This window comes from Curtobacterium sp. SL109, from assembly GCF_026672405.1.
GTDB lineage: Bacteria > Actinomycetota > Actinomycetes > Actinomycetales > Microbacteriaceae > Curtobacterium.
This window is the reverse complement of the sequence record NZ_JAPPRB010000002.1, coordinates 1,033,140-1,052,205: the sequence shown is the minus strand read 5'-3', so window position 1 is coordinate 1,052,205 and position 19,066 is coordinate 1,033,140. Positions and strand designations below refer to the sequence as shown.

Genomic DNA, 19,066 nt, shown 5'->3' with positions numbered 1-19,066 from the left:
CGCGTCAGCGTACCCGGGGCCACTGGAACGGTTGTTCCCATTGCTCTCGGCATACCTTCGAATCCCAAATACCACATGTGCGTATGCTACTGGTTCCCCCAACACAAGGAGCCCTCATGGCACCCTCCCCCTTCCGCACCACCGCAGTGGTCTGCGGCATCGTCACCGCATCACTCAGCGTCGGTCTGCTGACGCCCGCGGTCGCCACCGCTGCCACCACCACTCCCACAGCCGCCTCGTCGTCGGACTCCACCGCGCAGGAGGACGCTCCCGACTTCGACGCGCTGCCCGTCGACCCCTCGCTGACGGCGCCGACGTTCCACCAGGACTGGAGCACGCCGTTCGGATCCCGGATCCTCGCAGGCGACGCTGGCGGCGATGACCTCTGGCTGGTCCTCGGTGACACGGTGTACGACCGCTCGACCGGCGGTGGTGCGTTCTTCATCACCGTGCAGAACCGGCTGCAGGACGCCGGTCTCGAGGTGATCCGGGTCCACACCGCCGCCGATGGCACCCAGACCCGCGGCGAGCGGATCCCGATCCCCCGCACCATCAAGATCGACGGACTGCAGCAGCAGAACACGTTCACGCCTGGCACCACCCACTTCGCCGGCAGTGCAACCGCCGGCGCCACCGTCGTCGCGAAGGACACCACCTCTGGTGCCACCCTCTTCACGACCGAGGTCAGCGGGGCGCGCAACGGGACCGGCACCTGGGACGCCGATGCCCACCTCACCGCCTCCGACCACGTGATCACCCTCACGCAGACGACGACCGACGGCCGGACGAACGAGCTCCGCGACGTCCGGTTCTCGCCGGCGGCATCGGACGCGCCGCAGGCGCCGACGGTCGCGCAGAAGGGGCGCGTCCTCGACGGCTCGTTCGTCGTGGCGGGTTCCGTCGCGAAGGACGTGGACTCGGTCGTCGTGCAGGACGAAGCCGGCACCACCATCGCCGACGCCGACCTCGGCGAGACCGGCTACGCCGCGCGGCTTCCGCAGGACCGTGTCGGCTCCACGGTCTACGTCGTCGGACGCACTGCCGACGGCACCTCGTCGGCCCGCGTGCCCGTCGCACTCGAGCAGCTGCCGGTCGACCCGGCTGCCGCCGCACCGTCCCTCCGGTCCGTGTTCGTCCACCCGGACGGGCGCATCCAGGTGGTCGGGGAGCACGACGACGCTCCTGGGCTCTGGATCCTCGACGGCGACCGCGTCGTCGGGCACGCCACCAGCGCCGATGCCGTGTGGAGCTACACGATCGCCGCCGCCGCGACCGGCAAGCAGCTCGACATGGTCAACCTGGTCTTCGACGGCCGCGACTTCAGCGGGACGTCCGAGCGCGTGCACCTCCCCCGCCTCCTGCAGGTCGACGGCATCGCCGACGACAACACCTACGAGCCCGGCGCGCGGGCCTTCTCAGGGAAGGCCGAGGCCGGTGCGACCATCACCGCCACGGACCAGGACGGCCACCAGCTGTTCCGCACAGAGGCAACCGGCTCGCGGTCCGGCGTCGGGACGTGGAAGGCGGACGCCGACCTCACCGCTCGCGACGGGTACCAGATCACGTTCACGCAGACCACTGCCGACGGACGCACCTCGGTCATGCGGGACATCGCGTTCGACGCCGGCACGACGAAGCCCTTCGCGGTCACGAGCCCCGACGCAGGCTCCGACCAGAAGGGCAAGCAGGTCACCTTCACCGGCACCGGCACGCCCGGCGACACCGTCACCCTCCACGTGAGCAACTTCGCCTCCGCCGACGTGACGACCACGGTCCGCGACGACGGCACCTGGACGACCAGCCGCTACCTCGGCACCGGCGCCTACACGTTCGACGTCACCCAGACGAACACCGCAGGCACCACCACCGGTGAGGTCACGGGCTTCCGCCTCAACCAGGCCCCCGTGACGAAGCCCTTCGCGGTCACGAGCCCCGACGCAGGCTCCGACCAGAAGGGCAAGCAGGTCACCTTCACCGGCACCGGCACGCCCGGCGACACCGTCACCCTCCACGTGAGCAACTTCGCCTCCGCCGACGTGACGACCACGGTCCGTGACGACGGCACCTGGACCACCAGCCGCTACCTCGGCACCGGCGCCTACACGTTCGACGTCACCCAGACGAACACCGCAGGCACCACCACCGGTGAGGTCACGGGCTTCCGCCTCAACCAGGCCCCCGCGAGCGCCGATCAGCCGTTCGCCGTCACCGGACCGACGACCGGGTCCACCTTCACCCCGAACACCGTGCTGGAGTTCTCCGGCACCGGACCGGTGGGTGCCCGCATCGACATCGACCCGGGTGCCGGGCTCGCACCGGTGGAGACCGTCGTCGGCCCGACTGGTGCATGGAAGGTCGGCAAGTACGTCGGCAACGGCGGCTACCGCTTCACCGTGACGATGACCCCGGTCACCGGCACCCCAGAGGTCTCGGACCCGATCGTCGTGACACCCACGCGCTGACACCACGCAGAACGCCCCCGCAGCCTTCTTGGCTGCGGGGGCGTTCTGCGTTGCCGGGTGTGCGCGTTCGCGCTCCTACTTCTTGCTCGAGACCGGTGCGAGCGTCGTGCCGGAGCCGACCTCGTGGTGCGTCGGCTCGGAGCCGCTGTAGTAGATCGTGTTGTCCTTGCCGGAGGTCGTGACCTCCTTCACCGACTTCACCGTGATCGTGTTGCCGTCGCCCTCGACGGTGAGCTTCTCGAGCTTCCCCGCCGTGATCGTGTTGCCGGTGCCCATCACGTCGACGAAGTCGCAGCTGTCGATCGAGAACTCGGCCTTGCTCTTGATCGGCGTCGACACACCGTCGACACAGGCACCGGTGTCATCGGCGACACCGCCCGTCGCGGTCGCGACGGTGGGCGATGCGGTGGGCGTCTTGGTGGCCGTGGAGTCGCCGTTGCCCGAGCACCCCGCGAGGGCGACGGCCGCGAGGACCGAGGCGGTGATCGTGATGCCGATCCGAGTGGTGGTGCGCATTGTTCGTTCCTGTCTGCGAGCTCACGGTGTGGTCGTACCGCGAGGGGGAAGCGTGAAGGCCGGGCCCGGCTGGCGCCGGACCCGGCCGTTGTCATCGACGGACGTCGATGCCGATGAGGGTGGTGATCAGGAGGCGGGCTGGTTGAACTGCAGGCCCTTCGCCTCACCGGTGACGTCACCGGTCGAGACGTTTTTCTGCGTGATGTCGATCGTGTACGCACCGGTACCGAGGAACTTCTCGATCTTCCAGTGACCCGTGCGGTCCACGCGCGTGGTCGCGACTGCACTCTCGAAGTTGGTGACCTTCAGCGAGATCTCCTCGTTCGCGTTGCCAGTCCCCTCGAAGGTGACCGGCTCGCCCTTGTGGTCCGAGCCGTTCTCCGGCGAGGTCACCGCGAAGGGCAGGTTCACGACCGTGTTCAGGACGATGTTCTTCGACTCGCCCGTCACGGCTCCCGCGGAGTTGTTCATGACCACGTCGACGTCGTAGACGCTGACGCCGGCCCAGCGGTTGAGGCTCCAGTGGCCGTTCTTGCCCACGACCGTCGTCCAGGAGGACTGCTCCGGGTTCTTCGGGGTGAAGGACACCGTGTCGCCGGCGTTGCCGGTGCCCGACCAGGTGACGCTCTCACCGAGGTGCTCGGAACCCGACTCCGGCGACGTGATCGCCCACGGCAGGTTCACCGGGTCTTCGTCGGACGGCTGGTTGAACTTGAGGTCCTTGACCTCGCCGGTGACCAGACCAGTGGAGACGTTCTTCTGCGTGATGTCGATCGTGTACGCACCGGTGCCGAGGAACTTCTCGATCTTCCAGTGACCCGTGCGATCGACGCGGACCGGCGTCGGGGACGAGCTCTCGAAGTTGGTGACCTTCAGCGAGATCTCCTCGTTTGCGTTGCCGGTGCCCTCGAAGACGACCGGCTCACCCTTGTGCTCCGACCCGTTCTCCGGCGACGTGAGCGCGAAGGGCAGGTTCACGACCTGGTTCAGCAGCACGTTCTTCGACTCGCCGGTGACGTTGCCAGCGGCGTCCTTCATCACCACGTCGATGTCGTACGCGCCGGTACCGGCCCAACGGGAGACACTCCAGTGGCCGTTCTTGCCCACGACCGTCGTCCAGGAGGACTGCTCCGGGTTCTTCGGGGTGAAGGACACCGTGTCGCCGGCGTTGCCGGTTCCTGCCCAGGTGACGCTCTCAGCGAGGGTGCTCCGAACCCGACTCCGGCGACGTGATCGCCCACGGCAGGTCCACGGGGTCCTCGTCGGACGGCTGGTTGAACTTCAGGTCCTTCGCCTCGCCGGTGACGGCACCGGAGGTGAGGTTCTTCTGCGTGATGTCGATCGTGTACGCACCGGTGCCGAGGAACTTCTCGATCTTCCAGTGACCCGTGCGATCGACGCGGACCGGCGTCGGGGACGAGCTGTCGAAGTTGGTGACCTCCAGCGAGATCTCCTCGTCCGCGTTGCCGGTGCCCTCGAAGGTCACGAGTTCACCCTTGTGGTCGGTGCCGCTCTCCGGCGAGGTCACTGCGAAGGGCAGGTTGACGGACTGGTTCAGCAGCACGTTCTTCGACTCGCCCGTGACCGAACCGGCCGCGTTCTTCATGACCACGTCGATGTCGTACGCGCCGGTACCCGCGAAGTGGTCCACGCTCCAGGTGCCGTTGTTCTTGACGACCGTCGACCAGGAGGACTGCTCCGGGTTCTTCGGGGTGAAGGACACGGTGTCGCCGGCGTTGCCGGTGCCCGTCCACGTGACCATCTCACCGCGGTGCTCGGATCCGGACTCCGGCGACGTGACCGCCCACGGCAGGTTCACCGAACCCTCGTCAGCGGGCTTGTTGACCGTCAGGCCGCGGACCTCACCCGTGAGCGAGCCAGCAGCGTTCGTCTGCGTGACGTCGAAGACGTACATGCCCGTCCCGATCCACCGCGAGACCGACCAGTGCCCGTCGTCGTCCACCTCCGCGGTGACGTCGGCGCTGTCGAAGTTCGTCACGTGGACGCGCACGGTCTCCCCCGCGCGGCCGTTGCCCGAGAAGGTGACCGACTCACCCTTGTGCTCGGAGCCGTTCTCCGGCGTCGCGACGGTGAAGTCGCGGTTGATGCCGTCGACCTTCGCCACGACGTCCGTCGAGTCGAACTCCTGGCCGCCGATCGTCTGCACGACGTGCAGTGTGTTGTCGCCGTACTCCAGACCGCCGACCGTCAGCGTCCACGAGCCGTCGTCGTTCGTGACCTCGACGGACTCGTCCCCGATGGCCACCGTGGCGCCCTTCGTTGCCGTGCCCGAGACGACCGCGGTCTTGTTGACGTTGTCGACCGAGTCCACCTTCGCTTCCAGCGGTGTCTGCGCCGGCGCCTCGACGGTGGTCGCCGTGGTGCTCGTGGTGTTGAACGCGCCCTCGCTTGCCGTCCCGACCAGCGTGGCGCTCATCGACGACGTGTCAGCGACGGCGTCCGCCGGCGTGTCCACGTCGATGTTCCAGCGCATCAGCGATGCGTCGGGGAGGTTCCAGGTCGTGGTGGTGGTCGCGAAGTCGTAGGTGTACTTCGTGCCATCCTCGGAACGGACCCCGTTGGTCAGGGTCATGGCGGCGTTCGTCCAGGCGTCCTCACCCGGCTTCTTGAACGAACCCTCGATCGTGCCCTGGTCCTCGGCGAACGTGGTGCCCTCGGGCGCGGTGAACTCGACCTTGCCCTGCGGGCGGCTGATCGACCCGTTGGTCTTGAAGAGGGACTCCACCGAGGTGACCTCGCCACGCTCGAGCGTGACGGCGGTGCCGTCCTGGCCGGAGATCGCGGCATCGTTGATGACGACGTCGAGGTCCTTCGAGTCGTGCTCCTCGCCGTCGATCTCCTGCACCACGTGCAGCGGGTTCGTACCGCGGTCGAGATCGTTGACCGTGATGCTCCACGCACCGGTCTCCGGATCTGCATCCACGCTCTTGTCGCCGATGGTGACCTTGGCACCCGGCGTGGCCGTGCCCGAGATGACCGCGGACTTGCCCGCGTGGTCGATCGAACCGATGTTCGCGACCAGGTCGACGACCGAGGCGCCGACCGTGGTGGTGGTCGAACCCTGCGCGCGGAAGTCGTTCGTGCTGCTCGTTCCGCTGACGTCGAAGTCCATCGCGCTGGAGCCCTCAGGGGCGTCTGCGCTCGTGGCGACGTCGACCATGAAGCGGTACTGCTGGTCGGCCGGACGCTCGCTGGTCCAGTCCGCGTCGAACGTCAGCGTCGTGTTGTCGTTCGACAGGCGGCCGTTGGTGAGCGGGATGGACGTGGAGGCGTTCCATGCGGTGTTGCCGACGCGTCGCCAGGAGCCCTGGACGGTGTCCTGCTCGGAGAAGGTCGCGCCGTCCGGAGCGGTCAGCACGACCGTGCCCTTGGTGTTCGTGCGGGAGACACGGTTCTCGACGACGAACGGCACCTTCGTGGTCGCACCTCGCTCCAACTCGACCGGCCCCTGGTCGACTGCGAACAGGCCGCCGCCGTCGACGATCGTGGCGGAGACGGTCTTCCGGTCGAACTCGGTGCCGTCGATCTTCTGGATCACGACCAGGTCGTTCTTGCCCGCGGCAAGTCCAGTGACCGTCATCGACCATGCGCCGGTGGTCTTGTCGGCCTCGACTTCTTGGCTGCCAATCGACACCTTCGCACCCGGCGTCGCCGTTCCCGAGACGACCGCGGTCTTCGCGATGTTGCTCACCCGCTCCAGCGAAGCCGAAAGGGCGACGGTGTAGTCAGACATCTGATCGAAGCGGAAGATGTCCGTGGCCGAGGCGTTCGGCTTCAAATTTGCGCTGTTCGGATTGCCTGAGCCTACGGAAATGACGTATCCCCCTTGGCTGTTCTTCAGAACGTGCCCGCCGGACTTCGCTTCCCAAGACCACTCCTGTCCAGAAGAACCGTTGCATTTCTGGATCTGCAGGGCCGGGTATCCATTAGCCGACCCAGTTCGGTCCGCGCAGAGGTCAGTCCCGGAGAGACTGACAGCTCCGACAGAGCCAGCCTTGGGAACGATCCAGTTGCTCGACGCAGATGTCGCGGAGGTTTGGGATGTGTACCAGCTCATTCCCACCATCGCCCCGACGCTTGCCTTTGCCGTGAACGAGTAGAAGTAAGTCCTGTTGTCGAAACCCAATTTCGTCGCGTAGATCTTCCCCTGGAGGCTCCCGGAGGCCTGGATCGTGGCTCCGTCCAGTGGCGCTTGACCAGCCACTGCACGTGCTTTCGGAGCTTCTGAGGCCGCGACGGCTCCTGCAGACCCGAAGGACAAGCCGGAGACGATGGTGGCGGCGGCGAGCCCCGCCGCACCCATGGACTTGAGGGCAGTCGAGGCCCTCTTCTTGTGAGACATGTGCATCTTTCAGGACAGGCCGCATCGTGCACGGCTTGCGGGAAGGGAGCAGCTGCGCCACCCATGGCGCAACGTGTGTATCAAGAATATCATGTGAAATACGAACGGACAGCCAGGCCCGTCCTCGTGTGGAAACTGGGAGTTGAGCCTGATCGACGCAACTTCTGCCTCCTCGACTTGACGTCCAGGCGGGCCTGAGTAGAGTTGAGTCCATCGGACGCAAGTCCAACGACTTACCCCTAGCAAGAAGGAGCACCCACACATGGGACGTGCAGTAGGCATCGACCTCGGAACCACCAACTCGGTCGTCAGCGTGCTCGAGGGCGGCGAGCCCACGGTCATCGCCAACGCCGAGGGACTCCGCACCACGCCGTCGATCGTCGCGTTCACCAAGGACGGGGAAGTCCTCGTCGGTGAGACCGCGAAGCGTCAGGCCGTGACGAACGTCGACCGCACCATCGCCAGCGTGAAGCGCCACATCGGCACCGACTGGACGACGGACATCGACGGCAAGAAGTACACGCCGCAGGAGATCTCGGCCCGTACCCTCGGCAAGCTCAAGCGCGACGCCGAGCAGTACCTCGGTGAGGACGTCACCGACGCGGTCATCACCGTCCCGGCGTACTTCAACGACGCCGAGCGCCAGGCCACGAAGGACGCCGGTGAGATCGCCGGCCTCAACGTCCTCCGCATCATCAACGAGCCGACCGCGGCCGCTCTGGCCTACGGCCTCGACAAGGGCAAGGAAGACGAGCTCATCCTGGTCTTCGACCTCGGTGGCGGCACGTTCGACGTCTCCCTGCTCGAGGTGGGCAAGGACGACGACTTCTCCACGATCCAGGTCCGCTCGACGTCCGGCGACAACCGCCTCGGTGGCGACGACTGGGACCAGCGCATCGTCGACTACCTCGTCAAGAAGTTCAAGGACGAGCACGGCGTCGACCTGTCCACGGACAAGATCGCGAAGCAGCGCCTCAAGGAAGCCGCTGAGCAGGCCAAGAAGGAGCTCTCGTCGCAGATGTCGGCGAACATCCAGCTTCCGTACCTGACGCTGACGGCCAACGGCCCGCTGAACCTCGACGAGACCATCTCGCGTGCCCAGTTCGAGCAGATGACCTCTGACCTGCTCGACCGCACCAAGAAGCCCTTCAACGACGTCATCAAGGAAGCGGGCGTGTCGGTCAACGACATCGCGCACGTGGTCCTCGTCGGTGGCTCGACCCGCATGCCCGCCGTGGCAGAGGTCGTCAAGTCGCTGACCGGTGGCAAGTCGCCGAACCAGGGCGTGAACCCGGACGAGGTCGTCGCCGTCGGCGCCGCGCTGCAGGCCGGTGTCCTGAAGGGCGAGCGCAAGGACGTCCTGCTCATCGACGTCACGCCGCTCTCGCTCGGCATCGAGACCAAGGGCGGCCTGATGACGAAGCTCATCGACCGCAACACCGCGATCCCGACCAAGCGCAGCGAGACCTTCACGACCGCTGACGACAACCAGCCGTCGGTCGCGATCCAGGTCTTCCAGGGCGAGCGCGAGTTCACCCGCGACAACAAGCCGCTCGGCACCTTCGAGCTCACCGGCATCGCGCCGGCTCCCCGTGGCGTGCCGCAGGTCGAGGTCACCTTCGACATCGACGCGAACGGCATCGTGCACGTGTCCGCGAAGGACAAGGGCACCGGCAAGGAGCAGTCGATGGTCATCTCCGGCGGTTCCTCGCTGCCGAAGGAGGACATCGAGCGCATGGTCCGCGAAGCCGAGGAGCACGCGGCCGAGGACAAGGCCCGTCGCGAGGCCAACGAGCGTCGCAACCAGGCCGAGCAGCTCGTCTACTCGATCGAGAAGCTCATCAAGGAGAACGACGAGAAGCTCCCCGCGGACGTCAAGTCCGAGGTGCAGGCCGACGTCGACGCGCTGAAGTCTGCCCTCGCGGGTGACGACGACGACGCGGTCAAGACCGCCTACGACAAGCTCAACGAGTCGCAGGGCAAGCTCGGCCAGGCCATCTACTCCCAGCAGGACGCCGGCGCTGCCGGTGCTCCGGGCGCTGAGGGTGCCGGCGAGCAGCCCCAGGACGGCAACGACGAGGACATCGTCGACGCCGAGGTCGTGGACGACGAGGACGACAAGGACAAGAAGTAAGCGATGGCTGACGAGAAGAACGCCAACGACGACAACGTCCAGAACGAGCCGGAGCCCCAGGTCGAGGGCGACGCCACCAACGCGGAGCAGCCGGAGGACCTCATCGAGGCCGAGGGTCCCGACGTCGAGGTGCCGAGCGACCTGAGCCCCGAGGACCAGGCCCTGCTCGACGACGCCGCCCGCGGCATCGCCGAGGACGGCCTGTCCGCGAGCGACCGCGACCTGGTCGCCGAGATGCGGACGGACATGCTCCGTGCGCAGGCCGAACTGGTGAACTTCCGGAAGCGCGTCGAGCGTGACCGCGAGGCCAACCGCGAGGTCGCGATCGCCGAGGTCGTCCGTGCACTCCTGCCGGCGCTCGACGACCTGAGCCGCGCCGAGGCGCACGGCGACCTGACCGAGGGGCCCATGCAGGTCATCGGCCAGAAGATCCGTGGCGGCTTCGAGAAGTTCAAGCTCGTCCAGATCGGTGAGAAGGGCGAGGCCTTCGACCCGAACATCCACGAGGCGATCGTCCAGCTCCCCACCCCGGGTGCCACCGGCCAGACCGTGGCGGACGTCGTCGAGCCGGGCTACAAGCTCGGTGAGCGCGTCATCCGTGCGGCCAAGGTCGCCGTGGCGGTCCCGGCCTGAGCCGGGAGCGCTCGGACATGGAAGAAGAAGGTAGGTAGCCGTGGCCAGTCAGGACTGGTTCGACAAGGACTTCTACGCGGTCCTCGGCGTCGACAAGAAGGCGTCCGACGCCGACCTGAAGAAGACCTACCGCAAGCTCGCGCGGCAGTTCCACCCGGACTCCAACCCGGGTGACGCTGCGGCCGAGGCGAAGTTCAAGGAGATCAGCGAGGCCTACTCGGTGCTCTCCGACAAGGAACAGCGCGCCGAGTACGACCAGGTCCGTGCCATGGGCTCGGGCGCCCGCTTCACCGCGGGCGGCCCGGGTCAGGGCGGCGGGTTCGAGGACGTCTTCGGCGGGATGTTCGGTGGCGGCGGCCAGCCCGGCGGCGGTGGACAGCGCGTCCGCTTCGGCCAGGGTGGCGGCTTCGAGGACATCCTCGGCGGCATGTTCGGTGGCGGCGCCGGCGGGGCTGGTTTCGGCCAGCCCTCCGGCGGCTACCGCGGCTTCGGTGGTCCGTCCAAGGGCCGTGACGTCACCGCGTCGACGACCCTGGACTTCACGACGGCCATCGCCGGCGACACGATCAAGCTGTCGCAGGGCAACGGCCGGCCGGTCAACGTCCGGATCCCGGCGGGTGTCGCCGACGGGCAGAAGATCCGGTTGCGTGGTCGGGGCGAGCCCTCGCCCGACGGCGGCGACGCCGGTGACCTGGTCGTGCTCGTGCACGTCCGCAAGCACCCGGTCTTCGAGCGCGACGGGCAGCACCTCCGCGTGGACGTCCCCGTGACGTTCGTCGAGGCAGCGCTCGGTGCCACGATCCAGGTGCCCACGCTCGGCGGCGAGCCCGTCAAGCTCCGGGTCGCGCCGGGCACGCCCTCCGGTCGGGTCCTCCGGGTCAAGGGACGCGGCGTCGCGACGAAGGACGGCACGGGCGACCTGCTCGCCACCGTCCAGGTCGCGGTGCCCTCGCACCTGTCGGACAAGGCACGCGATGCCGTCGAGGCACTCGCCGCCGCACTGCCCGACGAGGACCCCCGCGAGGACCTGCTCGCCAAGGCGCGCAGCTAGGACAACGCATCAACGCAACCCAGCCTGGAGGCTCGGTGTGGCTTCCTGACGGACGCTCGCCGGGCCTCCAGGCTGTTCCAGGACCACGCGAACGACGGAAGGACACCCCATGACCGACATGGACGAGAACTCGCCCGTCTTCGCGATCGCGGTCGCCGCGGAGCTGGCGGAGATGCACCCGCAGACGCTGCGGCAGTACGACCGGCTCGGCCTGGTCGTGCCGGGGCGGACGCGCGGTGGGTCGCGTCGGTACTCCATGCGGGACGTCGTGCAGCTGCGCGAGATCGCGCGGCTCGGTTCCGAGGGGGTGTCCCTCGAGGGCATCCGGCGGGTGCTGGAACTCGAGAACGAGAACAAGACGCTGCGCGACCGGGTGCGCGAACTCGAGCGGGCGCTCGCGGACCAGCTGATCAGCCGCCCGGGTGCACGCGTGTTCGCGGCGACGGCCAGTGGTGCGGCCATCTCACTCCGCGCCGGTGCCCGGCCGCAGCGGAACACGCAGATCGTGTTGTACCGCGGACCGCACTGACCGTCAGGTCCCCTGCACCGGTCGTGAGTGGCGTCCACCCGTGTCCGGGTCGACGACGAGCCGTTCCGGCCCTGACGCGGCGTCGTACCGGTAGTCGTACGCAGACCGTCGGGCGGGCTTCGCCATCGTCATGATCGACCCGACTGCGGCGCACCCGACGTCTGCGAGCGCCGCTCGGGCGCCGGCCAGCTGCTTCCGCGTGGTCCGGTGCATCGAGGCGACGAGCAGTGCGCCGCCCGTCAGCTTCGTGAGCACCGCGGCGTCGGCCACCGGCAGGAGCGGCGGGGCGTCCACGAGCACGACGTCGTAACGGCGCTCGAGTTCGGCGATGACGGCGGCCATCGCGTCGCTGCCGAGGAGTTCGGTCGGGTTCGGAGGGATGGCCCCGGACGGCAGGACGGCCAACCCGTCGCGGCCCCACGGTTGCAGGGCGTCGTCGAGCTCCAGGCGGGCGATGAGCACGTCGGTCAGACCGGCGGAGCCCTCGACGCCCATGACGTCCGCGATGCGCGGCCGACGGAGGTCGGCGTCGACGAGGACCACCCGGAGACCGTTCTCGGCGAGCGCGAGTGCGGTGTTGGCGATCGTGGTCGTCTTGCCCTCGCCCGGGATGGAGGACGTGACGACGAAGCTCCGCGTCGGTCGCCCGATCTCGAGGAACTGCAGGTTCATCCGGAGGCGGCGGAACGTCTCGGCGCCGGGGCTGGTGGGCTCTCCCCGCAGGATCAGGGGGTCCTGACGCATCGACTTGTCGTAGGGGATCTCCCCGACGGCGGGTGCGCCACTGATCGACTCGACGTCCGTGCGGGAGTCCAGGCGGGTGTCGAGCGTCGCACGCAGCGCCGCGATCGCGAAGCCGAGCAGGAGCCCGATCGTCAGGCCGCCGGCGACGTTGGCCACCGGCTTCGGTGACGATGCCGTGGTCGGCGCGACGGCTGGTTCGATCGTGCTGATCCGGAACGGACTCGTGCCCTCCACGGGTTCCTCGAGCTCATCGGTCACCACGTGGGCCAGGCTCGTCCCGATCCCGTTCGCGATCGCCGCCGCCCGCACCGGATCGTCGTCCGACACCGTCACGTTGACGAGCACGCTGTCGATCGGCGACTGCGCAGAGACCCGCTTCGCCAGGCGCTCCGGCGTGGTGTCGATGCCGAGGTCCTCGATCACGGGTCGGAGCACCCTGGCGCTCACCGCGACGTTGGCGAAGGACTGCACCTTCTGCTCGGCCGCGGTCCCGCCCTGCGCGAGCTCCGAGGAGTTCGCTGCGCCGGGGACCGACACGTAGAGCGAAGTCGAGGCCTCGTAGGTGGGCTCCTGGACAGCGGCGAGGACCCAGCCCCCAGCGCCACCGACCAGGGTCGCGGCGAGGAGCACCAGCCATCCTCGGCGCAGGATGCGGATGATCGATTCGAAGTCCATCGGGTTCCTCTGATCAGGTCGGTATTGCAAACATTGTATATCACTACGCTGACGCAGGGGCAGGACGTTGCTCGACCACATGCTCGTAGAGCTCGATGTGCTCCCGGACGGCTCGGTCGAGCGACAGCAGTTCCCGTTCGACGGGCGCCTGGGCGAGGAACGTCCGGGCTTGGTGCTCGTAGTCGACGAGACGTTCGCAGCCGAGGGTCAGCCACCGCTCGACGTCCTCGACGGCCGGCAGCTCGTGGCCGACCGGGACCTGCTCGCAGGCAGCGGCGACGTCGAACATGTGGACGGGGAGACCGCTGATGACGGCCTCTCCCGCCACGGTCGACTGCCCCTCGCGGTACGACGGCAGCACGAGCATGTGCGCCCGACGCATCTCCTCGCCGATGCCGGCGCGGTCGCGGGAGCCGACGTAGTGCACGTCCTGCGCGACACCGAGCCGCTCAGCCTCGGCTTCGAGTTCGAGCCGCAGCGTCTCCCGGTGCGACACGACCCGGAGGACTGCGCGGTCGCCCGACTGTCGGATCCGCTGCAGGAGCCGCAGCGCCAGGTGCACGCGCTTGAACTCGACCAGCTGACCGACGTACAGCAGTTCCCAGGGCTCCCCCGCGGCGGGACGGACCCGCGGCACCGCCGAGAAGTGTTCGACGTCGAGCGCGTTCCTGATCACGACGACCTTGTCCTCGGCGACCCGGCCGCCGAGCCGCCGACGCTCGTCCTCGGTGAAGACCACGACGCGGTCCGCCCGACGTTCGGTGGCGCGGAGCGCGAGCCGGTGGTGCACGGGCTTCCAGCCGCTGAAGTGCGGCGTGAAGACGACGCGCGCGCTCGGTGTGACCAGGGACCGCACGCACGCGTTCATCAGGTGGTTGAGGTGCACGACGTCGTAGCGGCTCCAGTCCCCGCGGAAGCGCGGCGCGGCGGTCGTCACGTCGACGCCGGCCCGTGCGAGCCCGGCCGCGAGGAGCGAGTCGGGCGTCTCTGCCATGTGCGTGGCGCGGTACTCCTGGGTCTGGGCGAAGATGCCGCTGAGCATGAGGACCTTCATGTGGTGGGCCTTCCGGTGAGGGAACGAGTGGTCTGGTGTCGCGGAGGGGCCGGGTCGACCGCGGTCGTCGGGACGAACGGCTGGCGAGGGCCGAGCGCACGAGAGGGAAGCACCGACCCCACCGCGACGAGGAAGAGCGGTGGGAGGGCGTAGCAGAGGAGGTTCTGGAAGATCGAGTACGTCCCGACGGCGCTCGGCTGGGACACCCAGAGCGCCACGATGGCCGCTGCGTACGCGGCGGGGAACGACTGCAGCCGTGTCCGCATCCGGTCGCTCAGGAGCATGAGCAGACCGAAGACGAGCCCCACCCCGAAGACCCCGGGCACACCGAAGGACAGGTAGCCCTCGAACCACGTCGGCACGAGCTGGTCCCGGCCGACGAAGCTGTGGTAGACCGCGTGGTTGAACAGGGCGACGCCTGACTGCAGTCGCCACTCGTCAGGGATCCCCGGCACCGGGCCGAGCAGGGAGAGGACGAACGTCCACGGGGTGAAGGCGCCGGTCTCCGCGGCCCACGGCATCGCTCCGGAGAGCTGCATCGGGCTGGCTGCGTACACCAGGACCGACTGCAGCGCCGGGACGATGCCCACCTCGGGCGCCTCGAGACCGGTGCGCTCGAGCCAGAGCGTCGACCTCAGCGTGCCGGCGCCGAAGAAGAACGCCCCGAGCACCGCCACGGCAGCGACCGACGGGACCAGGCGGATGCGCCGGCTGCTCCGGTCGAGGAGGACGAACACGAGCGCGATCACCGCGAAGGCCATCACGGCGCGACGGAGTCCGTAGGAGCCGAGCGCGAACACGACCGAGCCGAGGACCGGGAGCACGAGCCACCACGTGGACGAGCCCGCGCGGTGCCGCTTCCGCATGAGCATCGCGAGACCGATGAAGAGGAGGGGACGAGCGACCTCGGAGAAGAAGGTGATCGGTCCCTTCGGTACGACGTCGTTCCGCTGCAGGCCGTCGATGTCACCGGCGAGGAACGACGTGACCGATGCAACGTCGGGGAACCGGAGGACCAGACCGACCAGGCCGAGCGCGATGAACACCGCGGGCGTGAGCGGTCCGTCGACCAGCGGTGGCACCGTGACCAGTGGGGACCGCACGGCGGCTCCCGTTGCCCGACGTGTCCGGTCGCCCGCCGCAGCGGCCAGACCCCCGGCGGTCGCTCGCGTGACGACCACCGTCGCCGCGAACGCCAGACCGAGGTACAGGACGACGGTTGCGTCCGCGTAGGTGCCGGGGCGCCAGAAGAAGTTCCCGCCGGACCCGAACCACTGGATGATGACGGGCGCGACACAGCCACGGAGGGACTCCCACCCGAGGAAGAGCGTCAGTGCGTCGACGCGCAGACCGGTCCGCGACGCCCGGGAGACCTCGATGCCCACGAGGACGACGACGGACTGCAGGAGGACGGGGAGCACGAAGGGACCGGCAGGGCCCCCGACGAGGCAGGCCTGTGCCAGGGAGAGCGTCGTCGCGATGACGACGACCCCGCGCAGCAGCCAGTGCACCGTGGCACGGCTGGACCGCACCACGTCGGACTCGGTCATCGGACAGCCTCCGGGACCCGGCTGGTCGGCCTGCGCAGTCCGACGAAGCGCGTCGCGATGCCCGCGACGTTGGCGACGGCGGACGCCAGCACGACGAGGACGGCGCCGTGCATGCCGGTCGGCCCGACGAAGACGACGAGGACACCGATGACCGTCACCACGAGGCTGGCCGCATCGGCGACGACCCAGGTCCGCCACCGCCGCTGGGCGACGCAGACCTGCCCGAGGCCGATGAGCACCGCTCGGAGCGACGTCGCCGTGAGGACCGCGGCCAGCATCCACCAGAGTCCGTCGTAGCGGTCGGGGAGCGACGGGAACCCGAGGGCCATCACCCCTGCAGCCAGGAGCGAGCCGACGACGGAGAGCCCGGCGAGCATCCCGACGAAGGACCGCGGCGTCCACTGGTTCGCGGAGAGCCCGGGGGCGGCCAGCTGTCCGATGACCGTCTTGCCGAAGTACACCGGTGCGAGCGTCACGACGGAGGCGAACCGCAGTGCGACGCCGTACGCGCCGAGCCCGAGGGCGCCGCCGGTCGCTCCGATCGCCCAGAGCACCACCCAGTTGGCCACCTGACCGAGGACGTTCGCCACCAGACCGGCGTGCAGTCCGTCCGCGGACCGGTCCGGAGCTGCAGGCGCAGGGACCGCAAGCCCCGTCAGGGTCGTCGTCGCCCGCCGGTGGTTCGTGGCGAGCACGATGGCGGCGACCGCGATCAGGACGTCGGTCGCGAGCAGTCCGACCGTGGCCCACCACGGGCCGGACACCACCCCCAGGACGAGCGCGAGCGCTGCACCGGCGACGGCCCGGACCGCGTCCGTCCACGACGCGGCGCGGTACCGGCCGCTGCCGGCGAGCACCGCGACGACGGTCTCGCCGACCGGGAGCGCGGCGCTCATGATCCCGATGGCGACGAGCATCGGGAGCCGCTCGGGGGTGACACCGACGACGAGGAAGTACCCGACGGGCACGGCGACCGACGAGACCACGAGGTTGACGAGCAGGGCGCGACGGCGTGCGCGGAGCAGCGTGGCGAGGATGGCCCACACCCCGAGGGCACCGTCGCGTGTGGCGCGGGCAGCCGCTGCGTTCGACGACGCCCCCATCGAGGACCCGGTGATGCTCGCGAGGCCGAGGACGAGCACCTGGAGGGTGGAGAACCGACCGTAGTCGGCCGGCGAGACGACGGCAGCCATGGCGGCGAGCGCGAGGAACTGCACGCCGCGTCCGCCGAACGCCGGCAGCGTCACGCGGAGCAGGTGCGCAGAGCGCTGGGCGACAGCTCGCCACTTCGTGGAAGGCACGTGGTCTCCTGGATCAGGACGGGAACATCGAGCATAGCATCTGATATGTCATACTCGAACGATGTCCACACCGCCGAGAGTCTCCGTGATCGTCCCCACCGTCCGTGTCGACGACTGGCTCCGCGCAGCCCTGCAGTCCTTGCTCGCGCAGACCGCGGAACTCGAGGTCGTCGTCGTGCTGGACGGCGTCGAGGACACCACCGGGATGCCCCGACACGAGTGCGTGCGGACCGTCACGCTGCCGCAGCGCTCCGGGTCCGCCGCCGCCATCAACGCCGGCGCGGCCGTCGCGCGCGGCGAGTTCATCGGCCGCCTCGACGCCGACGACCTGGCCGAACCAGGTCGTGTCGCCGCGCAGGTCGCGCTCCTCGACGCCGACCCCGGCATCGTCGCCGTCGGCACCGCCGCCACGGTCATCGACGACGCCGGGAACACCGTCGGGGCCATCGATCCCCCCGCCGGCACCGACCTCGCGAGGGGGCTGCTCCGGAAGAACCTCGTCGTGCACTCCTCCGTCCTCATCCGGCGCTCGGCACTGGTGTCCGTGGGCGGGTACGACACCCGATGCGTCCGGATGCAGGACTACGACCTGTGGCTCCGTCTCGCACGGGTCGGACGCGTGACGAACCTCCCTGGACGCCTCACGCGGTACCGCGTCCACGCGACGATGCACAGCCGGGAGACCAGCCCCTTCAGCGCCTCAGCGACGCGGATCCGCGCCTCCCGCCTCGCCCTCGCGCGCCACCTCGGCCGGTCCGTCCCCGGCCAGACGCTGCGCAACCTCGCGTGGACCGCGTCGCAGTCAGCCCGCCACTGGGGCCTGCGCCGCCCGCGATTCCTCACCCGCTGACCCGAACGACGACCTCAGGAGGACCCGCCATGACCCACCCACGTTCCGGCACGCTCATCGTCAAGACCGACATCGCGCTCGACGTCATGCTCCGTGACCAGCTCCGGTACCTCGACTCCACGGAGCTGGCACCCGTGCGCGTCGCGTCCGACGACACCGGACGGCTCGGACGCGTCCGGGCGCGCGAGGGCGTCGACTCCCACGTCATCTCGCTCGAGCGCGAGCCGTCGCCCATCGCCGACCTGCGCGGACTGGTCCAGCTGATCACGCTGATGCGACGCCTCCGGCCGTACCGCGTCGTCTACGGCACCCCGAAGGCGACCCTGCTCGCCGGCATCGCGGCGCGGATCTGCCGCGTGCCGGTGAGGATCCAGGTCCTGCACTGCCTCCGACTGGAGACGACGAGCGGACTGTTCCGCCGGTTCCTCCTGATGACCGAGCGGCTCGCCCTCGCACTGTCGACGCACACGGTCGCGGTCAGCCACGGGCTGCGCACGCGCCTCGCGGAGCTGGGGGTCGACGTGGCGCGCGTCGACGTCATCGGGAAGGGGTCCGTGGTCGGGGTCGACGGGCAGCGTGCTCGCCGGATCGGTGAGGACGCCGCACTCCGCCGCGAGCAACGCCGTGCGCTCGGTGTCCGTCCCGACGAACTCGTCGTCGGGTTCGTCGGACGAGTCACCCGCGACAAGGGGATCGAGGAGCTGGTCCGGGCGGTCGCGGCACTCCGGGACGAGGGCCTGCCCCTCCGCCTCGCCCTGATCGGACCCGACGAGGGCACGGACGCGCTGGACGCCGACGTCCGTGGACTCCTCGGCACGCCGTGGGTCACGAGCACCGGGAACCTGACGGACCCGGCGGAGGTGTTCGCCGCCTTCGACGTGTTCTGCCTGCCGTCCCACCGCGAGGGGCTGCCGACCGTCGTCCTCGAAGCCTGGGCGACGGGGATCCCCGTGGTCGTGACCGACTGCACCGGGATCCGGGACCTGGTCGTCGACGGGCAGACCGGTGTGGTCGTGCCCACCGGCGACCGCCGCGCGCTCGCCGCAGGGCTCCGCGGTGTGCTCGGTGACGAGGCGCTCGGTGCGCGGCTCCGTGCTGCGGGTCGTGACGAGGTCGAGCAGCACTTCGACCGCACCGGCGTCTGGGAACGGTGCGCGCAGTACTTCCTGGACGCCAGGCCCCGCTGAGACGGGATGCCCGTCCT

The 19,066-nt window shown here is 69.2% G+C and carries 14 protein-coding genes; 7 read left to right on the top strand and 7 right to left on the bottom strand.

Annotated features, from left to right (window positions below; all coding sequences use genetic code 11):
- The first annotated feature begins 116 nt into the window (after window positions 1-116).
- Complete coding sequence (locus tag OVA28_RS06505) at window positions 117-2,462, top strand: hypothetical protein (RefSeq protein ID WP_268096245.1); 2,346 nt, start codon at window positions 117-119, stop codon at window positions 2,460-2,462.
- 75 nt (window positions 2,463-2,537) lie between these two features.
- Here OVA28_RS06505 and OVA28_RS06500 read toward each other — a convergent pair whose 3' ends face one another.
- The 3 genes from OVA28_RS06500 to OVA28_RS06490 form a co-directional block, all read right to left on the bottom strand.
- A complete protein-coding gene (locus OVA28_RS06500; protein WP_268096244.1) occupies window positions 2,538-2,978 on the bottom strand; it encodes a DUF3060 domain-containing protein in 441 nt (146 codons plus the stop codon).
- A gap of 126 nt (window positions 2,979-3,104) precedes the next feature.
- The gene (locus OVA28_RS06495; protein ID WP_268096243.1) at window positions 3,105-4,133 is read right to left on the bottom strand and encodes a hypothetical protein; all 1,029 of its coding nucleotides are present in this window, start codon (window positions 4,131-4,133) and stop codon (window positions 3,105-3,107) included.
- A 40-nt stretch (window positions 4,134-4,173) separates the two neighbouring features.
- Window positions 4,174-6,690 (bottom strand): hypothetical protein, encoded by a 2,517-nt coding sequence (locus tag OVA28_RS06490; protein ID WP_268096241.1) that lies wholly within the window; start codon window positions 6,688-6,690, stop codon window positions 4,174-4,176.
- Window positions 6,691-7,603: 913 nt separating this feature from the next.
- Between OVA28_RS06490 and dnaK the strand changes: the two genes are divergently transcribed.
- The 4 genes from dnaK (at window position 7,604) to OVA28_RS06470 (ending at window position 11,688) form a co-directional block, all read left to right on the top strand.
- Window positions 7,604-9,475 carry a molecular chaperone DnaK gene (dnaK, locus tag OVA28_RS06485; RefSeq protein ID WP_194659978.1) on the top strand — a complete coding sequence of 624 codons (1,872 nt, stop codon included), beginning with the start codon at window positions 7,604-7,606 and terminating at the stop codon, window positions 9,473-9,475.
- A 3-nt stretch (window positions 9,476-9,478) separates the two neighbouring features.
- Entirely contained in the window at window positions 9,479-10,108 is a 630-nt protein-coding gene (locus OVA28_RS06480) for a nucleotide exchange factor GrpE (RefSeq protein WP_071279674.1), read from the top strand.
- Window positions 10,109-10,148: 40 nt separating this feature from the next.
- Window positions 10,149-11,159, top strand: coding sequence for a DnaJ C-terminal domain-containing protein (locus OVA28_RS06475; protein ID WP_194659977.1), 1,011 nt, complete (start codon window positions 10,149-10,151; stop codon window positions 11,157-11,159).
- 118 nt (window positions 11,160-11,277) lie between these two features.
- Complete coding sequence (locus tag OVA28_RS06470; protein ID WP_194660187.1) at window positions 11,278-11,688, top strand: heat shock protein transcriptional repressor HspR; 411 nt, start codon at window positions 11,278-11,280, stop codon at window positions 11,686-11,688.
- 3 nt (window positions 11,689-11,691) lie between these two features.
- Here the strand turns inward: OVA28_RS06470 and OVA28_RS06465 are convergent, their stop codons facing one another.
- The 4 genes from OVA28_RS06465 to OVA28_RS06450 are packed head-to-tail and all read right to left on the bottom strand — an operon-like array spanning window position 11,692 to window position 17,012.
- Window positions 11,692-13,107, bottom strand: coding sequence for a polysaccharide biosynthesis tyrosine autokinase (locus OVA28_RS06465; RefSeq protein WP_268096240.1), 1,416 nt, complete (start codon window positions 13,105-13,107; stop codon window positions 11,692-11,694).
- Window positions 13,108-13,150: 43 nt separating this feature from the next.
- Complete coding sequence (locus OVA28_RS06460) at window positions 13,151-14,161, bottom strand: glycosyltransferase family 4 protein (protein WP_268096239.1); 1,011 nt, start codon at window positions 14,159-14,161, stop codon at window positions 13,151-13,153.
- Complete coding sequence (locus OVA28_RS06455) at window positions 14,158-15,711, bottom strand: hypothetical protein (protein ID WP_268096238.1); 1,554 nt, start codon at window positions 15,709-15,711, stop codon at window positions 14,158-14,160. Before OVA28_RS06455 ends, OVA28_RS06460 begins: the two co-directional genes overlap by 4 nt.
- Window positions 15,708-17,012: a hypothetical protein gene (locus OVA28_RS06450; RefSeq protein WP_268096237.1), complete on the bottom strand. Its 1,305-nt coding sequence runs from the start codon at window positions 17,010-17,012 to the stop codon at window positions 15,708-15,710. The genes OVA28_RS06455 and OVA28_RS06450 overlap by 4 nt, the downstream gene beginning before the upstream one ends.
- Window positions 17,013-17,097: 85 nt before the next feature.
- On the opposite strand from OVA28_RS06450, the gene OVA28_RS06445 reads away from it, so the two are divergent.
- Both OVA28_RS06445 and OVA28_RS06440 read left to right on the top strand, forming a co-directional pair.
- Window positions 17,098-17,862 carry a glycosyltransferase gene (locus OVA28_RS06445; protein WP_442780769.1) on the top strand — a complete coding sequence of 255 codons (765 nt, stop codon included), beginning with the start codon at window positions 17,098-17,100 and terminating at the stop codon, window positions 17,860-17,862.
- A 29-nt stretch (window positions 17,863-17,891) separates the two neighbouring features.
- Window positions 17,892-19,049, top strand: coding sequence for a glycosyltransferase (locus OVA28_RS06440; protein WP_268096235.1), 1,158 nt, complete (start codon window positions 17,892-17,894; stop codon window positions 19,047-19,049).
- Window positions 19,050-19,066 lie beyond the last annotated feature (17 nt).

What these genes read in the sequence shown, in the direction of transcription:
- OVA28_RS06505 (WP_268096245.1), top strand. Translation starts at nt 117, where the DNA reads ATGGCACCCTCCCCCTTCCGCACCACCGCAGTGGTCTGCGGCATCGTC.
- OVA28_RS06500 (WP_268096244.1), bottom strand. Translation starts at nt 2,978, where the DNA reads ATGCGCACCACCACTCGGATCGGCATCACGATCACCGCCTCGGTCCTC.
- dnaK (WP_194659978.1), top strand. Translation starts at nt 7,604, where the DNA reads ATGGGACGTGCAGTAGGCATCGACCTCGGAACCACCAACTCGGTCGTC.
- OVA28_RS06480 (WP_071279674.1), top strand. Translation starts at nt 9,479, where the DNA reads ATGGCTGACGAGAAGAACGCCAACGACGACAACGTCCAGAACGAGCCG.
- OVA28_RS06470 (WP_194660187.1), top strand. Translation starts at nt 11,278, where the DNA reads ATGGACGAGAACTCGCCCGTCTTCGCGATCGCGGTCGCCGCGGAGCTG.
- OVA28_RS06465 (WP_268096240.1), bottom strand. Translation starts at nt 13,107, where the DNA reads ATGGACTTCGAATCGATCATCCGCATCCTGCGCCGAGGATGGCTGGTG.
- OVA28_RS06460 (WP_268096239.1), bottom strand. Translation starts at nt 14,161, where the DNA reads ATGAAGGTCCTCATGCTCAGCGGCATCTTCGCCCAGACCCAGGAGTAC.
- OVA28_RS06455 (WP_268096238.1), bottom strand. Translation starts at nt 15,711, where the DNA reads ATGACCGAGTCCGACGTGGTGCGGTCCAGCCGTGCCACGGTGCACTGG.
- OVA28_RS06440 (WP_268096235.1), top strand. Translation starts at nt 17,892, where the DNA reads ATGACCCACCCACGTTCCGGCACGCTCATCGTCAAGACCGACATCGCG.